We start from the raw sequence: 16,924 nt of genomic DNA, 5'->3' as shown, positions 1-16,924 counted from the left end.
TTTGAAATGTAATGTCAAATTCAAATCATAAGTTTTTCTTTTGATTGGCGATCCCTACCTTTGGTTAATGTGAATTGCGATCGCTCAAAAACCTCGAACACTTCTTAGTCGACAGCGTTCAACAACTAAATTTCTGATATCTCACTTTGATCTGGGCTAGACCAGATCGAATATTTGGCGATCAGCTACAACCGTATTCGCGACCTAGAGCCGTTGACCCCGTTGAGCCAGCTACACAGCTGATTTATCCTCACCCCCTTACACACCCCGGTCGCAGAAACGACCGCCTTGGCTAGATTGGTCTAGCTGACCTGGTTGGATCTGCGGAGCACTGAGATCCGCGATCGCACCTGCCCTGTGTAACCAGAGAGCGTCTGTCTCTTTTTGCCGACCGATTCCATAGACCCATCCGAAACCCGTGCAGATATTGCCTTAGCTAACCCGTCTCTGTGATGAGGCGCACCATGTATGGTCGCCTTGAGGCCCAATTACGATGTCTCAAGGAGAATACCTCGCCCCTAGGATGGCTCATATCAATCCACTTGCAATACGGGTAACTCTGTTGGTGGGGTCGGCTCTAAGGGGGGACTGTAGCGAGCGGCGTTAATCCAAATTACTGAAAGCAGTAAACCAACACCGCAACCGATCAAGAAGATCCAACCGTGGGAGGGTTCTAAAACACACAGCAAGCGGCGATTACTGCCATACACTTGCACGACCCACCCCTCATCCGTATCCAACTTTGGCTGTGACTGCCTCCATTCAAACTTATTCATTGTTTTCGCTCCATGCTGATTGTGTGTATCGCTTACAGGCAGCTTGCCTGTATCTCACGGAACACCTGAAAATCTACCTGTGTGATGTGTGTAGCGGCTTCAGAACAGTGGTTGTGTCTTTGAGCTGCTTTCGCTGAATTTATAGATATAAGCCTATATTTCAAGCAAACACCATATTTTTCAGTTTATGTAATGCCTGGCTAACAAGCAACATTTTTGACAAAAAATTGCCTCAAACTTGCTGAATATTTTGATAACCGAAACTTATCATGTAGGACGATTTGCCCAAAACTCCCGTAATTTTATTCGGGAGATGTAGAGCGAACGGGTGTTAAAACAACCGTCAAAGAGGAATCGCCCTGAGTAACAACTGTTTGATAGTCCATTGCTGTGACCTGCTCAATAACGTGGCACTCACCTCTGATCATCAGTGCCTCACCTCTTGACTGATCGATGGTATGATGCTAATGTGCTCGCTATGGCAAGCGCGCTATTATACAATGTGTATACGAACGCGATGGTATCCCCTTCGTCGACTCGGATCAGCGCGATAGCGCGCGGTGCTGCCGTTTTCCTGAGTTTCTGTGTAGTTCAATGACTACACGCGTTAAGAGGTAACCCACATGACCCAGCAAGCCAGCAAGCTCGTCATCGTCACGGAAAAGTTGCTGCTGAAACAGATCGTCAAGATCATCGACGAAGCCGGGGCTACCGGTTATACGGTGGTGGCCGCTGGCGGTAAAGGCAGTCGCAACGTGCGCTCGTCTGGACAACCCAGCGTTTCCGACACCTACTCGAATATAAAGATCGAGGTGCTCACCGCCAATCGGGATATGGCCCTGAAGATTTCGGATGAGGTCGCAGCGAAGTTTTTCGACGATTATTCGGGCATCGCCTATCTTTGTGAGGCGGAGGTACTGCACGCGCACAAGTTCTGACTCAAAACCACTTAGTAGTGCAGAAAACTCTGTCGTCCACGGTCATCACCTTTGAGAACTCAATCCGAGAGTCTCATGCCTGCTGATAGTGCTTCAGGGCATAGACTTTCGGAGGAATTCGCTAGGGCAGTGGGGTGAAGGTGGGCAAGGGCAGTCGTTGATCACACCGCCGAGCAATCTCTCGAAGCCCCAGTTGCAGAAAACTCAGCCCCCGCTCACCGTGCCAGTCGAGTTGAGAACGGTTTCCGGCCTGAACCAACAGCATCCCCACGACGACCGCAATCAGGTGGGCCATGTCGAGGAGCATGATCAGTGACGTTAGCCGTTGGGGACTTCCAGAAAATAAATTATGCCCTTATCCAGAATGATAATCATTCTAAAGGAGGACGGAGGTGCTGCCGTCGGCAGCACCTCTGCCCCCCCTTTTGTAGTAATTTTAAAATGACTGTGTTTTTGAGTCTGGCAAGCAATATCTGTGTCAATAGTATTAACTGATTCCCTAATTCTTCAGCTAAAACTGAATTGACACTCCCCAGCCTAAAGGCGTGCTGAACTTTTTGGACTTTTTGCGGTTAGCTCGGTTTAACTGTTTTTCTGACTTACGGTAAAACTGGGGTGATGGTTCTACATTACCTTTATTATCGGCAATGAAATATTTTAATCCTAAGTCAAGTCCCACAACTTGATTCGTGGGTTGAGTTTCAAGTAGGGGCGAACGGCCGTTCGCCCCTACAATATCAATCGCAAATTGAGCGTAATACCCATCAGCACGACGTACTAAACGAACGCGCTTAATTTGCTTGATGTCGTAATAGTTAAGGTCGTAAGTCCCTTTTAGTTTTAAAGTTCCAATCCCCTTCTTGTCAGAAAACGTTATGGCTTTTCTAGTTTCTGAAAGCCTCCACCCAGTTGATTTATATTCAACCGAACGACAATTTTTCTTAAACTTCGGAAAGCCTTTTTACCCTTTATCTTTTTCTTGCAGTTATCGTAAAATCGAGCTATCGCTGACCATGAACGTACCCTACGGGAACGCTACGCGAACAGCAGCAGATTGTCTAGCCATTGAGTTAAGTTCATCAGCAAAAGGAAATTCAGCAGCCAATACCGCACAATATTTATTCAATGCGTACTTATCTACCTTTGAATCCTTGTTGTCCATCCAGTAGCGCAAGCACTTGTTTTGAATGAATTGGCTAGTACGAATTGCTTCGTCTATCGCTCTGTATTGCTTATCCTTTCCTTTGACCTTGAACTCGTAAACAATCATGGATTTCTCCTGACGGAGACGCTACGCGAACGACCACTTAACCACATACTTATGCTAACACAAAGAGTATAAACCCGTCCTAGAAGGACGGGGTTTTCAACCCAAATTTTCGATAAATTAGTGATGAGAAAAAATATCCCCGACTTTTTCAAGAAGTCAGGGAAATGTGGACAGCAATTAGCGGATTTTTAACCGAAGATACCAGCAAAAAAGTCAATGGTTTCCTTGAGTGCTTTGATGAAGACATCAATTTCCTCGCGGGTGTTGTAGAAAGATAGGCTAGCGCGTGCGGTGCCTGGTAAACCTAAGTGGCGGTGTAATGGTTGTGTGCAGTGGTGTCCAGAGCGAATAGCTACGCCTTCTTGATCTAATAATGTAGATAAGTCGTTGGCGTGGATACCTGCAACGGTAAATGCTGCTAAAGCGGCTCTACCTTCTCCTTTGGCATCGGGTTTAGGCCCGTAGATTCTGACTTGGGGAATTTGTGCTAATTGTTGGAACAAATAAGCGGTTAATTCTGCTTCGTAGGCGTGGATTTTATCCATACCTATATTAGTAAGATAATCTACTGCTGCACCGAGGGCGATCGCTTCCCCAATTGCAGGTGTACCAGCTTCAAATTTATGCGGCAATTCTGCATAGGTAGAATGGTCTAAATACACCTCCGCAATCATTTCACCACCGCCTAAAAATGGTGGCATTCCCTCTAGTAATTCCAACTTACCATACAAAAAGCCGATACCAGTCGGAGCGCACATTTTATGCCCAGATGCTACTAACCAGTCACAGCCAATTTGCTGGACATCTACAGGTGTATGGGGAACACTTTGACAAGCATCAACTAAGAATTTCGCGCCGTATCTGTGAGCAATTTTCGCAATCTCTGCCACTGGATTAATACAACCCAGTGTGTTAGAAACATGAACTATAGAGACTAATTTAGTTTTTTCGGAAATCAGTTGTTTAAACTGTTCCAAGTCAAAAGTTTCTTCTGGTGTCAATTCCACAAACTTGAGAACTGCACCTGTTTTTTGTGCCACAAATTGCCAAGGAACAATATTACTGTGGTGTTCCATCACCGACAAAATAATCTCATCCCCAGCTTTTAAATTGTTCATTCCCCAGCTATAAGCGACGAGGTTAATGGCTTCGCTAGCGTCGCGGGTAAAAACAATTTCTTGACGGGATGCAGCATTGATAAATTTAGCGACTTTATCCCGTGCGCCTTCATAAGCGTCGGTGGCTTTAGCACTGAGGGTATGCGCTCCCCGATGTACGTTAGCATTATATTGCTCGTAGTAATCGCGCAGAGCATTTAATACAAATAAGGGTTTTTGTGATGTCGCCGCATTATCTAAATAAACCAAGGGTTTATCATTGATTTCCTGATGCAATATCGGGAAGTCAGCACGGACTTTATCAGCAAGGGTTCTTGTAGGAGTGTAAGTCATTGGTAGTTAGTCATTAGTCATTAGTCATTAGTCATTAGTCATTAGTTGGGAATAGGGCATGGGGCATTGGGTAATAGATTTTACCTTGTCTACCTCATCCCCCTCATCTCCCTTATCTTCCTCATCTTCCTCATCCCTGTTTCCAGGTAGTGACGGTGTGGAGTAATTCTTCTCGCAAGGAAGCGACTGGGATGTGGTTGATGATTTCGGCGGCGAAGGCGTTAACTAATAACTTGCGTGCGTCGTTGGCATCAATACCTCGACTTTGCAGATAGAATATTTCATCGTCTTCTAACTGACTGACTGTTGCACCGTGGGCGCATTTGACGTTATCGGCGGTGATTTCTAGTTGGGGTTTGGTGTCAACTCTGGCTTTTGGTGAAAGCAGCAAGTTGCGGTTTAACTGGGCTGCGTCGGTTAACTGTGCTGGTTTGGGAACGAAAACCTTACCGTTGAAGACAGCGTGAGCGCGATCGCCTACAATACATTTATGTAATTGCTTACTTGTACCATAGGGATGATTGAGTGCGATCGCACTGTGAGTATCAGCCACCTGACTATCAGCAATCATTGTCAAACCGTTGAGGGTGGTTTCTGTTTGCTCACCAGTTTGCAAAATCTCTAAATTATGCCGTGATAACTTACCACCCAAAGTAATGGCGTGACAAGTATAACGACTGTAACGTGCTTGAGTCACAGCAGTTTTGCCAATGTGGAAAGCTTGTTTACTTTCCCTCTCTACTCTAGTGTGATTCACATGGGCATTATCAGCAATAACAATTTCCGTAACTGCATTGGTGAGGTAAACCCCCTCTGCGTCTGGAGTAGTCTGATAATCTTCAACTACACTTACCTGTGAACCAGTTTCCGCCACCACTAAACACCGGGGTTGGGAAATTGTCGCTGTTTCACCAGCCACAGTCATAAATAATAGATGTATAGGCGTTGCCACGATGACATTTTTCGCCACCAATACAACCGCCACATCAGATATCCCTGCCGTATTGAGTGCAGTAAATACCTCTAATGCACCCTCAGCTTGGGCTAAATGTTGCTGTACCCGTTCCTGTTCAGGTAGAGACAACGCCGATAAATTACCGACAACTACACCACTCGGTAAATTAGCAACTGCTGACAACTCCGGCGCATAAACACCATTGACAAACACCAAACGGTTATCGCCCGCGTTTTGTAGAGACGTTGCATGCAACGTCTCTACATTCAATTTATCTACAGCGCGACGAAATTCTACTTGGCGTAACTCAGACAAATCAGTAAACCGCCATTCCTCCTCACGGGTAGTAGGGATAGTAGAATGACGCACCCAATTTGCTGCGCGATCGCGTAATTCTTGTAACCACCCCTCACTTGCTGGTACAGTTACCTGATTTAACAACCCAACCAAATAAGCATCTCTATCTAACAGAGTAGATGTCACACTGACAGCATCCGAGTTAGGAATGGCACTAGGAGAAACTTGTATAGTCATTACACACCCACCCCAACAGCAGATTCTTCTAACAGCCAGTCATAACCACGAGATTCTAATTCCAGAGCCAATTCCTTACCACCACTGGTAATAATTTGACCCCGTGCCATCACGTGGACAAAATCAGGAACAATATAATCAAGTAAGCGTTGGTAGTGAGTAATCATAATCGTGGCATTTTCCGGGCTAGTCAATTGATTAACACCATGAGCCACAATTTTCAGCGCATCAATATCTAAACCAGAGTCAGTCTCATCCAAAATTGCCAACTTTGGTTCTAACAACGCCATTTGTAGAATTTCATTGCGCTTCTTCTCACCGCCAGAAAAACCTTCATTCACACTGCGACTGAGGAAAGCGGGATTCATCTTCACCACTTCCAACTTTTCCTCAATCAAATCATCAAAATCGAAAGCATCTAACTCTTCCAAACCTTGAGCCTTACGACGGGAATTATAAGCCACCCGCAAGAAATCCAAATTGCTCACGCCAGGAATTTCCAAAGGATATTGAAACGCCAAAAACACACCAGCCCTAGCCCGTTCTTCCGGCTCCATTTCCAGTAAATTCTGCCCCTGGAAAATCACCTCACCACCAGTCACAGTGTAAGCTGGATGTCCTGACAACACCTTAGAAAACGTACTCTTACCAGAACCATTCGGCCCCATGATGGCATGAATCTCACCATAACGCACCTCAAGATTCACACCCTTCAAAATCGGAGTACCATCAACCTCAGCCGTCAAATCCCGTACCGACAAAACAACTTCACTATTTTCAACAATCATGTTCTCTCTCTCTTCTCTCTTCTCTTCTCTCTCTTCTCTCTTCTCTCCGCGTACCTCCGCGTTTCCTCCGCGCACCTCCGCGTTTAAAAACAGGTACTAACCAACACTACCTTCCAACTTCAGACTCAACAACTTATCAGCCTCAACAGCAAACTCCATAGGTAGCTGATTAAACACATCCTTGCAGAAACCGCTAATCATCATAGAAATAGCATCTTCCGCAGAAATACCACGTTGAGCAAAGTAAAACAGTTGATCTTCCCCAATCTTAGAAGTAGAAGCCTCATGTTCCACCTTTCCCGTATGATTCTGTACCTGAATATAAGGGAAAGTATTCGCCTGAGCATTATCCCCAATTAACATCGAGTCACACTGAGAATAATTTCGCGCCCCTTCAGCCTTGGGATTAATCTTCACCAAACCCCGGTAACTATTACTAGAATTACCTGCGGAGATACCCTTAGAAATGATAGTGCTGCGGGTATTTTTCCCGACATGAATCATTTTCGTTCCGGTGTCGGCTTGCTGCATATTGTTAGTCAACGCCACCGAGTAGAATTCCCCGACAGAGTTATCACCGACTAACACACAACTGGGATACTTCCAAGTAATTGCCGAACCAGTTTCGACTTGTGTCCAAGAAATTTTAGAATTTACACCTTGACACAAACCGCGCTTGGTGACGAAGTTGTAAATACCACCTTTACCGTTAGCGTCGCCGGCGTACCAGTTTTGAACGGTGGAGTATTTAATTTCCGCATTGTCGAGGGCGACGAGTTCAACTACCGCCGCGTGCAGTTGGTTGCTGTCGTACATTGGTGCGGTGCAACCTTCCAAGTAGGAAACATAGCTACCTTCTTCTGCGACAATCAAAGTCCGTTCAAATTGTCCTGTATCGCCGGAGTTGATGCGGAAGTAGGTAGACAATTCCATTGGACATTTCACGCCTTTGGGAATGTAGACAAAGGAACCGTCACTAAATACCGCCGAGTTGAGGGCGGCGAAGTAGTTGTCAGCAATGGGGACAACGCTACCCAAATATTTCTGCACGAGTTCTGGGTGTTCCCGCAGTGCTTCGGAAATTGAGCAGAAAATAACGCCGTCTTTGGCAAGTGTTTCTTTGAAGGTGGTGGCGACGGAAACGCTATCAAAAATCGCGTCTACGGCGACGTTGGCGAGTCGTTTCTGCTCAGATAGGGGAATACCTAGTTTCTCGAAGGTTTCTAGCAGGGTAGGATCTACTTCTTCTAAGCTGTTGAGTTTTTCTTTTTTTTGCTTAGGTGCGGAGTAGTAGATGATATCCTGATAATTAATTGGTGGATATGTGACGCTCGGCCAGGTTGGCTCGGTCATTTTCAGCCACTGGCGGTAAGCTCTGAGACGGAACTCCAACATGAACTCCGGTTCATTCTTTTTGGCGGAGATTAAGCGGATAACGTCTTCGTTTAGTCCACGCGGAATCGTGTCGGTTTCGATATCCGTTATGAAACCGTACTTGTAGGGCTGGTTGACTAAGGTTTTGACAGTAGCACTCATCGCTAGTGGTCTCTTGTGTTCTGTGTGTGGTTCTCTTTAAAGATGGAAGACGGGGAGTATTGGGTTGCTTCCCATCTGATTTAGCCTAGTGGTTAAGCGGCTGTTACAATTAAAATATAGACTAAAACAACAAGCTTGTTGTTTAATATAATCTTATTGTACGCTAGATTAACAACAACAATGTTGTTTTAGTCAAATTTTCTGAAAAAATTTTTTTGGACGTTCGCGGAGCGTCTTGTAGAGAAGATGGCGACCACTCAACAGTCCTCAACCAAGCAAGAGATCCTAGAATATCTCCTAAAAAACTCCCAGGCGACGGCGTTCGACCTCGCAGAAGTTTTAGATGTTAGCCCGCAAGCAATTCGTCGTCATCTCAAAGATTTGGAGGCGGAGGAGTTAATTGTTTATTCCTCAATACAGGTGGGGATGGGGCGACCACAGCACGTTTATCAGTTGAGTCGTCAAGGGCGCGATCGCCTACACAAAGGAGTGAGCGATCGCCATGGTGATTTTGCCGTGTCGTTGCTGGATACCTTAGCCGCAACGGTAGGACAAGACCAATTTAAGACAATTTTACAAAAACAGTGGGAACGCAAAGCCCAAGAATATCGCGATCGCGTAGGTAACGGCGCATTGCGAGAACGGGTAGCGAAATTAGTAGAACTGCGAAAAGCTGAAGGTTTCATGGCGGAATATCACCCTGTAGATTCTCCTGACTCAACACAGGCAGAACAGTTTATTTTCATGGAACATAATTGTGCAATTTCTAATGTCGCTGAGTCATTTCCCACTGTTTGCGGACACGAATTAGAAATGTTTGCGGCGGTGCTGCCAGATTGTACAGTTGAGCGTACCCATTGGCTGATCAACGGTGAACATCGTTGTGGCTATCTCGTGCAAGCCCGCAAATAAGAATAAGATATGTAAATTGGTTGTTATTTTCAGTTTAAGTTATCAATCATCGTCAATTGGTCAAGGGTTTTACCAATTATCGGCTAATATAGCAATTCACAATCAAGTGAAGATCAGTCAGAATTAAACGCAGATGGACGCAGATATAGCTTGCTTCTCTTACGAGACGCTACCGCGCTCGCGCAGCGTATCCGTAGGATTCACCCGCAGGATACGCAGATAAATTGATACATCATGAGACTAGAAAACGCTATATTAGCGAAAGTTAACTTTTAACTTTTGAATTTTGAATTGTTTATGGATTTATCATCACAACAACCATCAACTCAATTTCTCACTTTAGAAGAATCAGCGAAAGTAGACGCGGCTTTGTTGTCTTCTCCTGAAAAGTTTTTAACAAGATTAACTATTTCTTCTCTCAAACTGTTAAAACATATTGCCCAAGAGTATGGTGTTGCTATGGAAGATTTAACAACACAGCAAGTAATAGCTTGGTTTGAAAAAGACGGCAAAATTAGGAGAGAGGAAGGAATAGAAGCGGCTTATTTAAAATGGTAATTAAATCAACATGACATAAATCCCCGACTTCTCAAAGAAGTCGGGGATTTGGGCAGGGCGGAATATGTAGAACTTCTGCACTAACTTTGATAACTGTGGGAGCGAGGACTGCGAACACCTACAGCCGCACCGATCAACGCTGCCACTAAACCTAATAAAGAACCGAAGACAAACCACCATAACGCCCTAGAAGTCGCCGCCGCAATATCGCGAGCTTGTTCGGGAGTGACGTTAGGTATATTCTGTGGTAAAACTACGCCTCCTGGTTGTTGTACTTGGTTGATTACTTCCCCAGCGTTATAAGCTGCAACACCAAAAGCTCCAGACACGCCACTTGCTAATAGCCAGGAGCTAAGTGCTAAAGTGGTAGCCCATAAAATCGCACCGTTGAGCAGTGCGGTATTGCGATTCATGGGGCCACAAGCACGGGTTGTAATCCAACCGCCAACGAATAGGGAAATTAATAGCGCAATGGTTGACCAAATCCCGACATTACCAGCAACGCCAGGTGCAATGCTACGAGGCGCACCGGAGCCGGCAATGCTTCCCGCGCCAATGGCGGCAAATGCCGAACTTAAAATCAATTGCGTAGCTAAAGCAACTAATACACCGGAAATTATCGGGCCCCAGCGCACACGATCATGATACTCGGCTACTCTGCCAGCGATCGCACTTTCCGGTTGTATAACATCGTCACCTACTCGATTTACGTATGACATAAGTCTATTTTCTCCATTGCTACTTTACTCAAGTAAAGTTTTTTTCAAGTTAGTTATATTTATGCTTACGTTTAAAATTAAATGGCGAATTATAGATTTTAATATCTATCAGCAGAAAGAGTTATTCACTCTATCAAGAGTCGTAAGAAATCAGTCTATTTAACTATTTTCAAATAATTGAATTTTGCCAAATTAGGCTATCTTATTTGGTATTATTCACTTTTTCTCAAAACTTACTCAATTCTGTTTTGTAAATTTTTCAATACTTTCAATAAGGAATCATAATTAGTTTTTCATAAATAATTTAAATTTTTGGTCATAGATGATGAGTGATACTGACCACAATATTACTCATCAAAAATTCTTCACAGCTATAACCAAAGATATATAAATACAGAGACAAAAACTAACGCAATTTCACAGCAGTACCTGTGGCAGTAATCAGTAACAAAACTCCTGATTGGTCAACATTAATCGTCCCCGTGTCAATTTCGATACCAATAACAGCGTTAGCACCTAAACGCAATGCACGTTGTTCTAATTCTTCGATGGCTTTTTTTTGTCCCTGCTCAAATAAACGCTCATAACTACCAGTGCGTCCACCAATCACATCCCGAATCCCAGCTAAAAAATCCCGCAGGAAATTGCTACCATAGACAACTTCTGCCGTGACAATGCCCAAATATGATTCGATGACTGCACCTTGAATCACATCAGTTGTGGTTAAAATCATAATTTATCCTCACAAATTGCGGATTAGCTCATGCTTATGTATAATTGCTGTCAGTGTTTTCTAGCGAATTGTGTGGTCAATCAAGTAAATTTTGGGAGTTTAGCTTGATTTTAACGAAAAAATAGACAAGAAAACATGAATATTTTTGGAGACATTGATAGAAAAATTCGCTATATATTTGAGCAAGGATGAATTTGTGTATTCCCAGAACATTAGTAAATCATCAAGTCCCTATATACATAGCATTTAAACTTTTTCTAGTAATAGTTAGCAGACAAAATACTGACCAAATAATCTCACTGAGTTACAAGGGATAATCGAACTGAGAAATGATGTTGAATTTGTACTATAGCGATTTTCATCTTCATGAGCTAAAGTTGCATTGATGGTGGACGGCGGTGAATGAATTATACTGATAGCTTGCCTAATTGCCCAATGCTGTAATAGTTGCTTGATTCCAAATGAAACCTAAAAGTTCCCTGTGAAACGAGGTGAAGGTATTTACGGATTATTAATATTTTATAAAGTCAGGCAAACTACAGGTTGCAAAAATTGATATTTTTGTTTTAATGTACAAGCAAAAAGTTGATTATAATTTCAGGAAATTTACTGTGTACAAACGCATAATGTTAATATTGGGTGTTTTGTTGTTAGGAAGCAGTGTTGCTAGCATCCCAACAGTGGCACAGGCTCAAACTATAGTAGCGCAAGCTAGTAAACCAGAATTGAAAGAACTTTTGGAGCAGGGTAAACAGCTAGTAGACGCGGGTGATTATAATGGGGCGATCGCTGTTTACCAACGAGCAGCAGCCCTAGATAATAGGAATGCGAGAATCCATTCGGGTATCGGCTACCTGTATGCACAACAAGGGAATTTTCAAGCGGCACTAGCAGCATACCGCCGGGCGATCGCACTCAACCCCAACAATAGTGATTTTTACTATGCTGTAGGTTTCATCAAAGGTAATATGGGTGATACGGCTGGAGCGAAAGAAGCTTACCGTCGTGCCATACAACTCAATAGAGGTAATATTAACGCCTATATAGGATTAGGTATCACCCAATCTCGCCTAGGAGACTACAAAGCAGCTAACTGGGCGTTTGAGGAAGCCATTAAACTGGATAGGAACAACGGTCAAACCTACGAATTTATGGCTGTAATGTATAAACAGCGTCGTCTACCCAAGCAAGCCACTAATTTATTACAGAAAGCCCGTGACTTATATCGCCGGCGCAATGACTCGGATGGTGTAGCCAGAGTAGAAGCGATGCTACAAGAATTAGGCGGCTAAAAATTAATTTAACTGCCGTCCAGTCAATTCTACAAAAATATCTTCTAAATTAGAAGGACGTACCATCATCCCAGTTTTATTAGTCTGTTGATTCAGATAATTGTTTGCTGCTTCCAAAGACGGGAAAAACAAATATTCCCATTGGCGCGCCCTATCACCTGCTGCGTTGGTAACATCCAATTGTTTCATGACCAAACCTTCACCATGTATAGAGCGTAATTGTTGTAGCGTGCCTAAAGAAATCAGTTTACCACCATCCATAATCCCGATGCGTCCTGGTTGAGTCGAGCCAAAAGCATCACAGAGAAATTCCACCTCATCCATATAATGAGTAGTTAATAGTATCGTCATTCCTTGGCGGTTCAAATCTCGAATAATTTCCCATAGTCGTCGCCGAGTCTGGGGATCTAATCCTACCGTTGGTTCATCTAAAAATAAAATTCGCGGTTGATGTAACAAAGCCCTAGCTATTTGTAACCGCCGTTTCATACCCCCAGACAAGGTTTTAACAAAATCGGCGTAAGTCCCCACCTATAAGAATGGAATGTGGGGATATAAGTCGGACGACGACGATAGCATCTTTGAGCAATTTTTCCGTAGGAAAGACTGTCAAAGATGTATGAGAAGTCGTCAAATCTACGGTAGAATACAGATGGTTGACAACCCACCCGACCGTATTGAACAGACAGGCTAACTTCAAAGTAGGTGTACGAACCTTGCCGCAGATAAATCGGTAGATCGGGGAATCTGAAAACCTAGCTGGTTGACCATTGTCGTAAATCCAAGGCGAGTAAGACGAAAAGCAATCAAACTGTCCCAGGAAGTGGGATGGCGGCGCGGGTTCTTCCTTGAGAAGATAAAGGTAGCAATACCAGAAACGCTGTGTAAGACCAATCTGTACTTGTACAAGGAGGCAATGGCGAATGAGACGCGAAGCCGCAACTATAGCGTCAGCTTAGTTGGGGTACTTCACTTCAACATACTCCAACCATTGATTAATTAATCGTTGTCGTTGTGAGTTAGCTATATGATGTAGTCTGCCGTGCAATTCCATGTTTTCCCAGACAGTCAGTGTCGTCAACATCCGAATTGTAGTGGATTTACCTGCGCCATTAGGGCCAAGCAGAGCAAATATTTCTCCAGCCTCGATGCTAAATGACAGGTCATTTACTACAGGCACTTGGTTATAAAACTTGTAGACGTTTTCTAGCAGAACAGCAGCAGACATGAAGACATTGATTACACAGTTTCATTACTATAGACTACCATTTTTGACTACAAACCCTCAGTAAAAAAACTCTGCGTTTCTCTGCGTCAACTTTGCGCCACTTTGCGTTTAATTATGCTTGTAATTCTTGATTCTCCCAACAAGAAACACTGGAACTAGAGGTTTCAGTGTGATATGTGTTTTTCAACGCACTCCAACTACTAGCAATTGGCATTCGCCAGCCTGTACCAAAGGCGCGGTCAGTAATTTTTAATCCTGGTGGTGCTTGTCGGCGTTTGAACTCAGCCCGTGCTAACATTTGGATAATTCTGTCTACAACTACAGAATCATGACCGGCGGCGACTATTTGCCCTACTGATTGATGTTGATTAATTAAGCGTTGCAAAATATCGTCTAAAATTTCGTAGGGTGGTAGAGAGTCTTGATCAACTTGACCGGGTTTGAGTTCCGCGCTTGGTGCTTTGGTGATCACGTTTTGAGGGATGACTGTTGAGTGTTGAGAGTTTAGCCAGTTACAGAGGGAATAAACGCGAGTTTTGGGAACATCAGCAATTACGGCTAACCCGCCATTCATGTCACCGTAGAGGGTACAGTAACCCACTGCCATTTCTGACTTGTTGCCGGTAGATAATAATACATAGCCAAATTTATTGGCGATCGCCATTAATAAGTTACCCCGAATTCGGGATTGAATATTTTCCTCAGCAATACCAAATTCTGTCCCTGCAAACAAATCAGCCAAGCTGTGATCAAAACCTTGCATTAATTCGCCTATGGGTATAACTTGTGTTTGTATCCCCAAATTTTTGGCTAATGCTAAAGCATCACTGATGGAATGTTCGGAACTGTAGGGGGAAGGCATCAGTACACCTAAGACATTTTCTTTACCAAGGGCGGCCGTGGCGATCGCCGCTACCAATGAGGAATCTATCCCACCACTCAAACCCAAGACGGCTTTAGAAAAACGGCACTTTTGGGCATAATCTCGCACCCCCAAAACTAAAGCGTGCCAAATTTCTTCATCTTCTGAGGTGTATTCTGGGACAACAGAACTTAATTTTAAATCCCGTTGCGCTGCGTCAAATTCTACCGTCACTAAATCGCTGGTAAAACCAGGCGCACGACAAATTACTTCACCTTGACGATTTAAAGCAAAACTAAAACCATCAAAAATTAAGTCGTCGTTACCGCCAACTTGGTTAGTATAAATGATCGGTTGTTGGAAACGCACAGCACTATGTTTGAGCATTGCTTCTCGACTGCGTTGCTTACCGACTGTGTAGGGTGAGGCTGATAAATTGACAATCAAATCCACACCTAAAATTGATAAGTCAGCGACGGGATTAGCTGCATAATGCCGTTTACCCCAAAATTCTTCATCGTTCCATAAATCTTCGCAAACTGTTACACCAATATCAATATTATCTAAGGTGAAATAGTTAGCTTCTAGTCCTGGTTCAAAGTAACGATTTTCGTCAAATACGTCATAAGTTGGTAAGAGTCGCTTATGGAAATATTGCTTAATTTGTCCATTTTCTAACAAAGCGATACTATTAAATAAAGTTTTTCCGCCTGTAACATGGGCTTTTAAATTTTGGGCGACAGTCCCAACTAACACAGCTAAATTAGCGGGTAAATCTCTCGCTAATTGCTGTAAAGTAACATTCATAGCTGCGACAAAACTGGGATTTAATAATAAATCCCTGGGGGGATAGCCACATAAAGAAAGTTCTGGAGTTAACAACAACCGCGCCCCTGTTGCCACAGCTTGCTGTGCTATTTCCAGAATTTTTTGAGCATTACCTGACAAGTCACCAATTATAGGATTAAGTTGAGCGATCGCAATTTTCATAGTTGAGTCATTACTTATTAGTTTTTCTCCTCTGCTCCCTGTGCTAAATAAACACTAAAGGCTTATCTTTAAATGGGGCAAAAGCGTCAGCATCAAATTTATATAAAGTGGCGGGACGACCAGCACCTCTTGATACTTTGATACCTGTATCAGATAAGAAGCCTAACTTCAAGAGACGGGCGCGAAAATTAGAATAATCAGCGAAATTATCCCCTAAAACTGTGGTGTATAATTGATATAAATCATTTAAAGTAAACATTTCCGGTAAGACTTCAAAAGCTACCGGACTGTATTCTAATTTATTGCGTAACCTTCTATGTCCATAAGCCAAAATTTCCTGATGATCAAAGGCTAATTTTGGCACTTGCTTGACTGGATACCAAGCAATACCTGTCACGCCATCAGCGATTAGTTCTGCTTCTTCAAATCTGACTAGGGCAAAATAACTAACTGATAGATAACGCACACCATAACTACCAGTGGCTTCTCTGGGGTCACGTTTTGGGCCGCCAAAGGTGTATAACTGTTCTAAATAAAGATTATTGACTCTAATTTTCTCTGCCATAATGCGATAAGCAGCATCTTCTAAAGACTCTCCTTGACGGACTAAAGTACCGGGCAGACTCCATTGATTTGAAAATGGTTCTTGCTGCCGCATGACTAACAGAACTAACAGACGATTCTGGACAGTATCTACAGAGAAAATTACATTATCAACACCTACTTTAAAATCAGCCAAAGGTTGTTGATTTAACAAATTTGAACTTTTTTTGTGATTGCGGGCGGGCATTTGTACAAACGCTGTTGATTGATATAAGCAGCTATAGGGGGAATTAGGGCTGCGGTGTTTCCATGTTCACGATACGCTGTAGAGGAGACATCTAAACCAGTTAAACTGGCGATCGCAATTTTGCCTCCCAGTGCTTTTACGGCTTCTAAGCTAGATTCATCTATCTCATATCCCGGTCGCGGTACAATCAACAATTGCACTTGCTGTAATAATTCTTCAATTCGATACCAGCGCGGTAGCTGATGCAATAAATCTGAACCAATTACTAAGGTGAATTCGGCATCATCACCCCAACGTGATTTAGCTTTATCTAAGGTTTCCAAGGTTCTAAAACTACTTAATTCCTGTTCTAAAGCTATATTCTTGTGGGGTGCTTCGATATCCGTAATCAACAAATGCAGCATTGCCGCCCGATGGGGTAATGGTGTCTGATGAGATTTAAATGGATTATCAGCCGCCCACACTGCTACCCAATCATAACGCTCAGACAACCACCGCAGAATTTTTTGATGTCCTGCTGTTGGTGGATCTGCGCTAGTACCAAATAAAGCAATTTTTTGCATCATAGTTATTAGTTATTAGTCATTAGTCA

At 43.4% G+C, this 16,924-nt stretch carries 14 protein-coding genes and 3 pseudogenes; 4 read left to right on the top strand and 13 right to left on the bottom strand.

Annotation, left to right across the window (positions count from 1 at the left end):
* Window positions 1-533 precede the first annotated feature (533 nt).
* Window positions 534-776: a hypothetical protein gene (locus tag AACS98_RS20600; RefSeq protein ID WP_066383421.1), complete on the bottom strand. Its 243-nt coding sequence runs from the start codon at window positions 774-776 to the stop codon at window positions 534-536.
* Window positions 777-1,399: 623 nt separating this feature from the next.
* Here AACS98_RS20600 and AACS98_RS20595 point away from each other — a divergent pair.
* Window positions 1,400-1,714, top strand: a complete 315-nt coding sequence (locus tag AACS98_RS20595) for a P-II family nitrogen regulator (RefSeq protein WP_066383419.1) — start codon at window positions 1,400-1,402, stop codon at window positions 1,712-1,714.
* A 547-nt stretch (window positions 1,715-2,261) separates the two neighbouring features.
* Here AACS98_RS20595 and AACS98_RS20590 read toward each other — a convergent pair.
* The 5 genes and pseudogenes from AACS98_RS20590 to sufB all read right to left on the bottom strand — a co-directional run.
* Window positions 2,262-2,984, bottom strand: a pseudogene (locus tag AACS98_RS20590) (RNA-guided endonuclease InsQ/TnpB family protein); the annotation flags it as partial.
* A 188-nt stretch (window positions 2,985-3,172) separates the two neighbouring features.
* A complete protein-coding gene (locus AACS98_RS20585; RefSeq protein WP_066383417.1) occupies window positions 3,173-4,435 on the bottom strand; it encodes a cysteine desulfurase in 1,263 nt (420 codons plus the stop codon).
* Between the two features lie 130 nt (window positions 4,436-4,565).
* Entirely contained in the window at window positions 4,566-5,924 is a 1,359-nt protein-coding gene (gene sufD / locus AACS98_RS20580; protein ID WP_066383402.1) for a Fe-S cluster assembly protein SufD, read from the bottom strand.
* A complete protein-coding gene (sufC, locus tag AACS98_RS20575) occupies window positions 5,924-6,712 on the bottom strand; it encodes a Fe-S cluster assembly ATPase SufC (protein ID WP_066383399.1) in 789 nt (262 codons plus the stop codon). Before sufC ends, sufD begins: the two co-directional genes overlap by 1 nt.
* Window positions 6,713-6,808: 96 nt before the next feature.
* Entirely contained in the window at window positions 6,809-8,248 is a 1,440-nt protein-coding gene (gene sufB, locus AACS98_RS20570) for a Fe-S cluster assembly protein SufB (RefSeq protein ID WP_066383395.1), read from the bottom strand.
* A 246-nt stretch (window positions 8,249-8,494) separates the two neighbouring features.
* Between sufB and sufR the strand changes: the two genes are divergently transcribed.
* Window positions 8,495-9,160, top strand: a complete 666-nt coding sequence (sufR, locus tag AACS98_RS20565) for an iron-sulfur cluster biosynthesis transcriptional regulator SufR (RefSeq protein WP_066383392.1) — start codon at window positions 8,495-8,497, stop codon at window positions 9,158-9,160.
* Window positions 9,161-9,457: 297 nt separating this feature from the next.
* The gene (locus tag AACS98_RS20560) at window positions 9,458-9,718 is read left to right on the top strand and encodes a hypothetical protein (protein ID WP_066383382.1); all 261 of its coding nucleotides are present in this window, start codon (window positions 9,458-9,460) and stop codon (window positions 9,716-9,718) included.
* A gap of 80 nt (window positions 9,719-9,798) precedes the next feature.
* Here the strand turns inward: AACS98_RS20560 and AACS98_RS20555 are convergent, their stop codons facing one another.
* On the bottom strand, window positions 9,799-10,437 hold the full coding sequence (locus AACS98_RS20555; protein WP_066383381.1) for a hypothetical protein: 639 nt from the start codon (window positions 10,435-10,437) through the stop codon (window positions 9,799-9,801).
* Between the two features lie 406 nt (window positions 10,438-10,843).
* On the bottom strand, window positions 10,844-11,170 hold the full coding sequence (locus AACS98_RS20550; RefSeq protein WP_066383380.1) for a YbjQ family protein: 327 nt from the start codon (window positions 11,168-11,170) through the stop codon (window positions 10,844-10,846).
* A 626-nt stretch (window positions 11,171-11,796) separates the two neighbouring features.
* Between AACS98_RS20550 and AACS98_RS20545 the strand changes: the two genes are divergently transcribed.
* Complete coding sequence (locus tag AACS98_RS20545) at window positions 11,797-12,462, top strand: tetratricopeptide repeat protein (RefSeq protein WP_369816001.1); 666 nt, start codon at window positions 11,797-11,799, stop codon at window positions 12,460-12,462.
* Between the two features lie 3 nt (window positions 12,463-12,465).
* Here the strand turns inward: AACS98_RS20545 and AACS98_RS20540 are convergent.
* The 5 genes and pseudogenes from AACS98_RS20540 to AACS98_RS20520 form a co-directional block, all read right to left on the bottom strand.
* Window positions 12,466-12,978, bottom strand: a pseudogene (locus tag AACS98_RS20540) (AAA family ATPase); the annotation flags it as partial.
* A 454-nt stretch (window positions 12,979-13,432) separates the two neighbouring features.
* Window positions 13,433-13,690 (bottom strand): annotated as a pseudogene (locus AACS98_RS20535) (ATP-binding cassette domain-containing protein); the annotation flags it as partial.
* A gap of 112 nt (window positions 13,691-13,802) precedes the next feature.
* A complete protein-coding gene (locus AACS98_RS20530; protein WP_066383377.1) occupies window positions 13,803-15,542 on the bottom strand; it encodes an NAD+ synthase in 1,740 nt (579 codons plus the stop codon).
* A gap of 43 nt (window positions 15,543-15,585) precedes the next feature.
* Window positions 15,586-16,332 (bottom strand): NUDIX hydrolase, encoded by a 747-nt coding sequence (locus AACS98_RS20525; RefSeq protein WP_066383375.1) that lies wholly within the window; start codon window positions 16,330-16,332, stop codon window positions 15,586-15,588.
* The gene (locus tag AACS98_RS20520) at window positions 16,293-16,895 is read right to left on the bottom strand and encodes a nicotinate-nucleotide adenylyltransferase (RefSeq protein ID WP_066383576.1); all 603 of its coding nucleotides are present in this window, start codon (window positions 16,893-16,895) and stop codon (window positions 16,293-16,295) included. Before AACS98_RS20520 ends, AACS98_RS20525 begins: the two co-directional genes overlap by 40 nt.
* Window positions 16,896-16,924 lie beyond the last annotated feature (29 nt).

The sequence above is a fragment of the Anabaena sp. CA = ATCC 33047 genome, from assembly GCF_963870205.1.
Taxonomy (GTDB): Bacteria; Cyanobacteriota; Cyanobacteriia; order Cyanobacteriales; family Nostocaceae; genus Trichormus.
The sequence above is the reverse complement of the archived record's forward strand: the minus strand, read 5'-3'. Positions and strand labels throughout refer to the sequence as shown.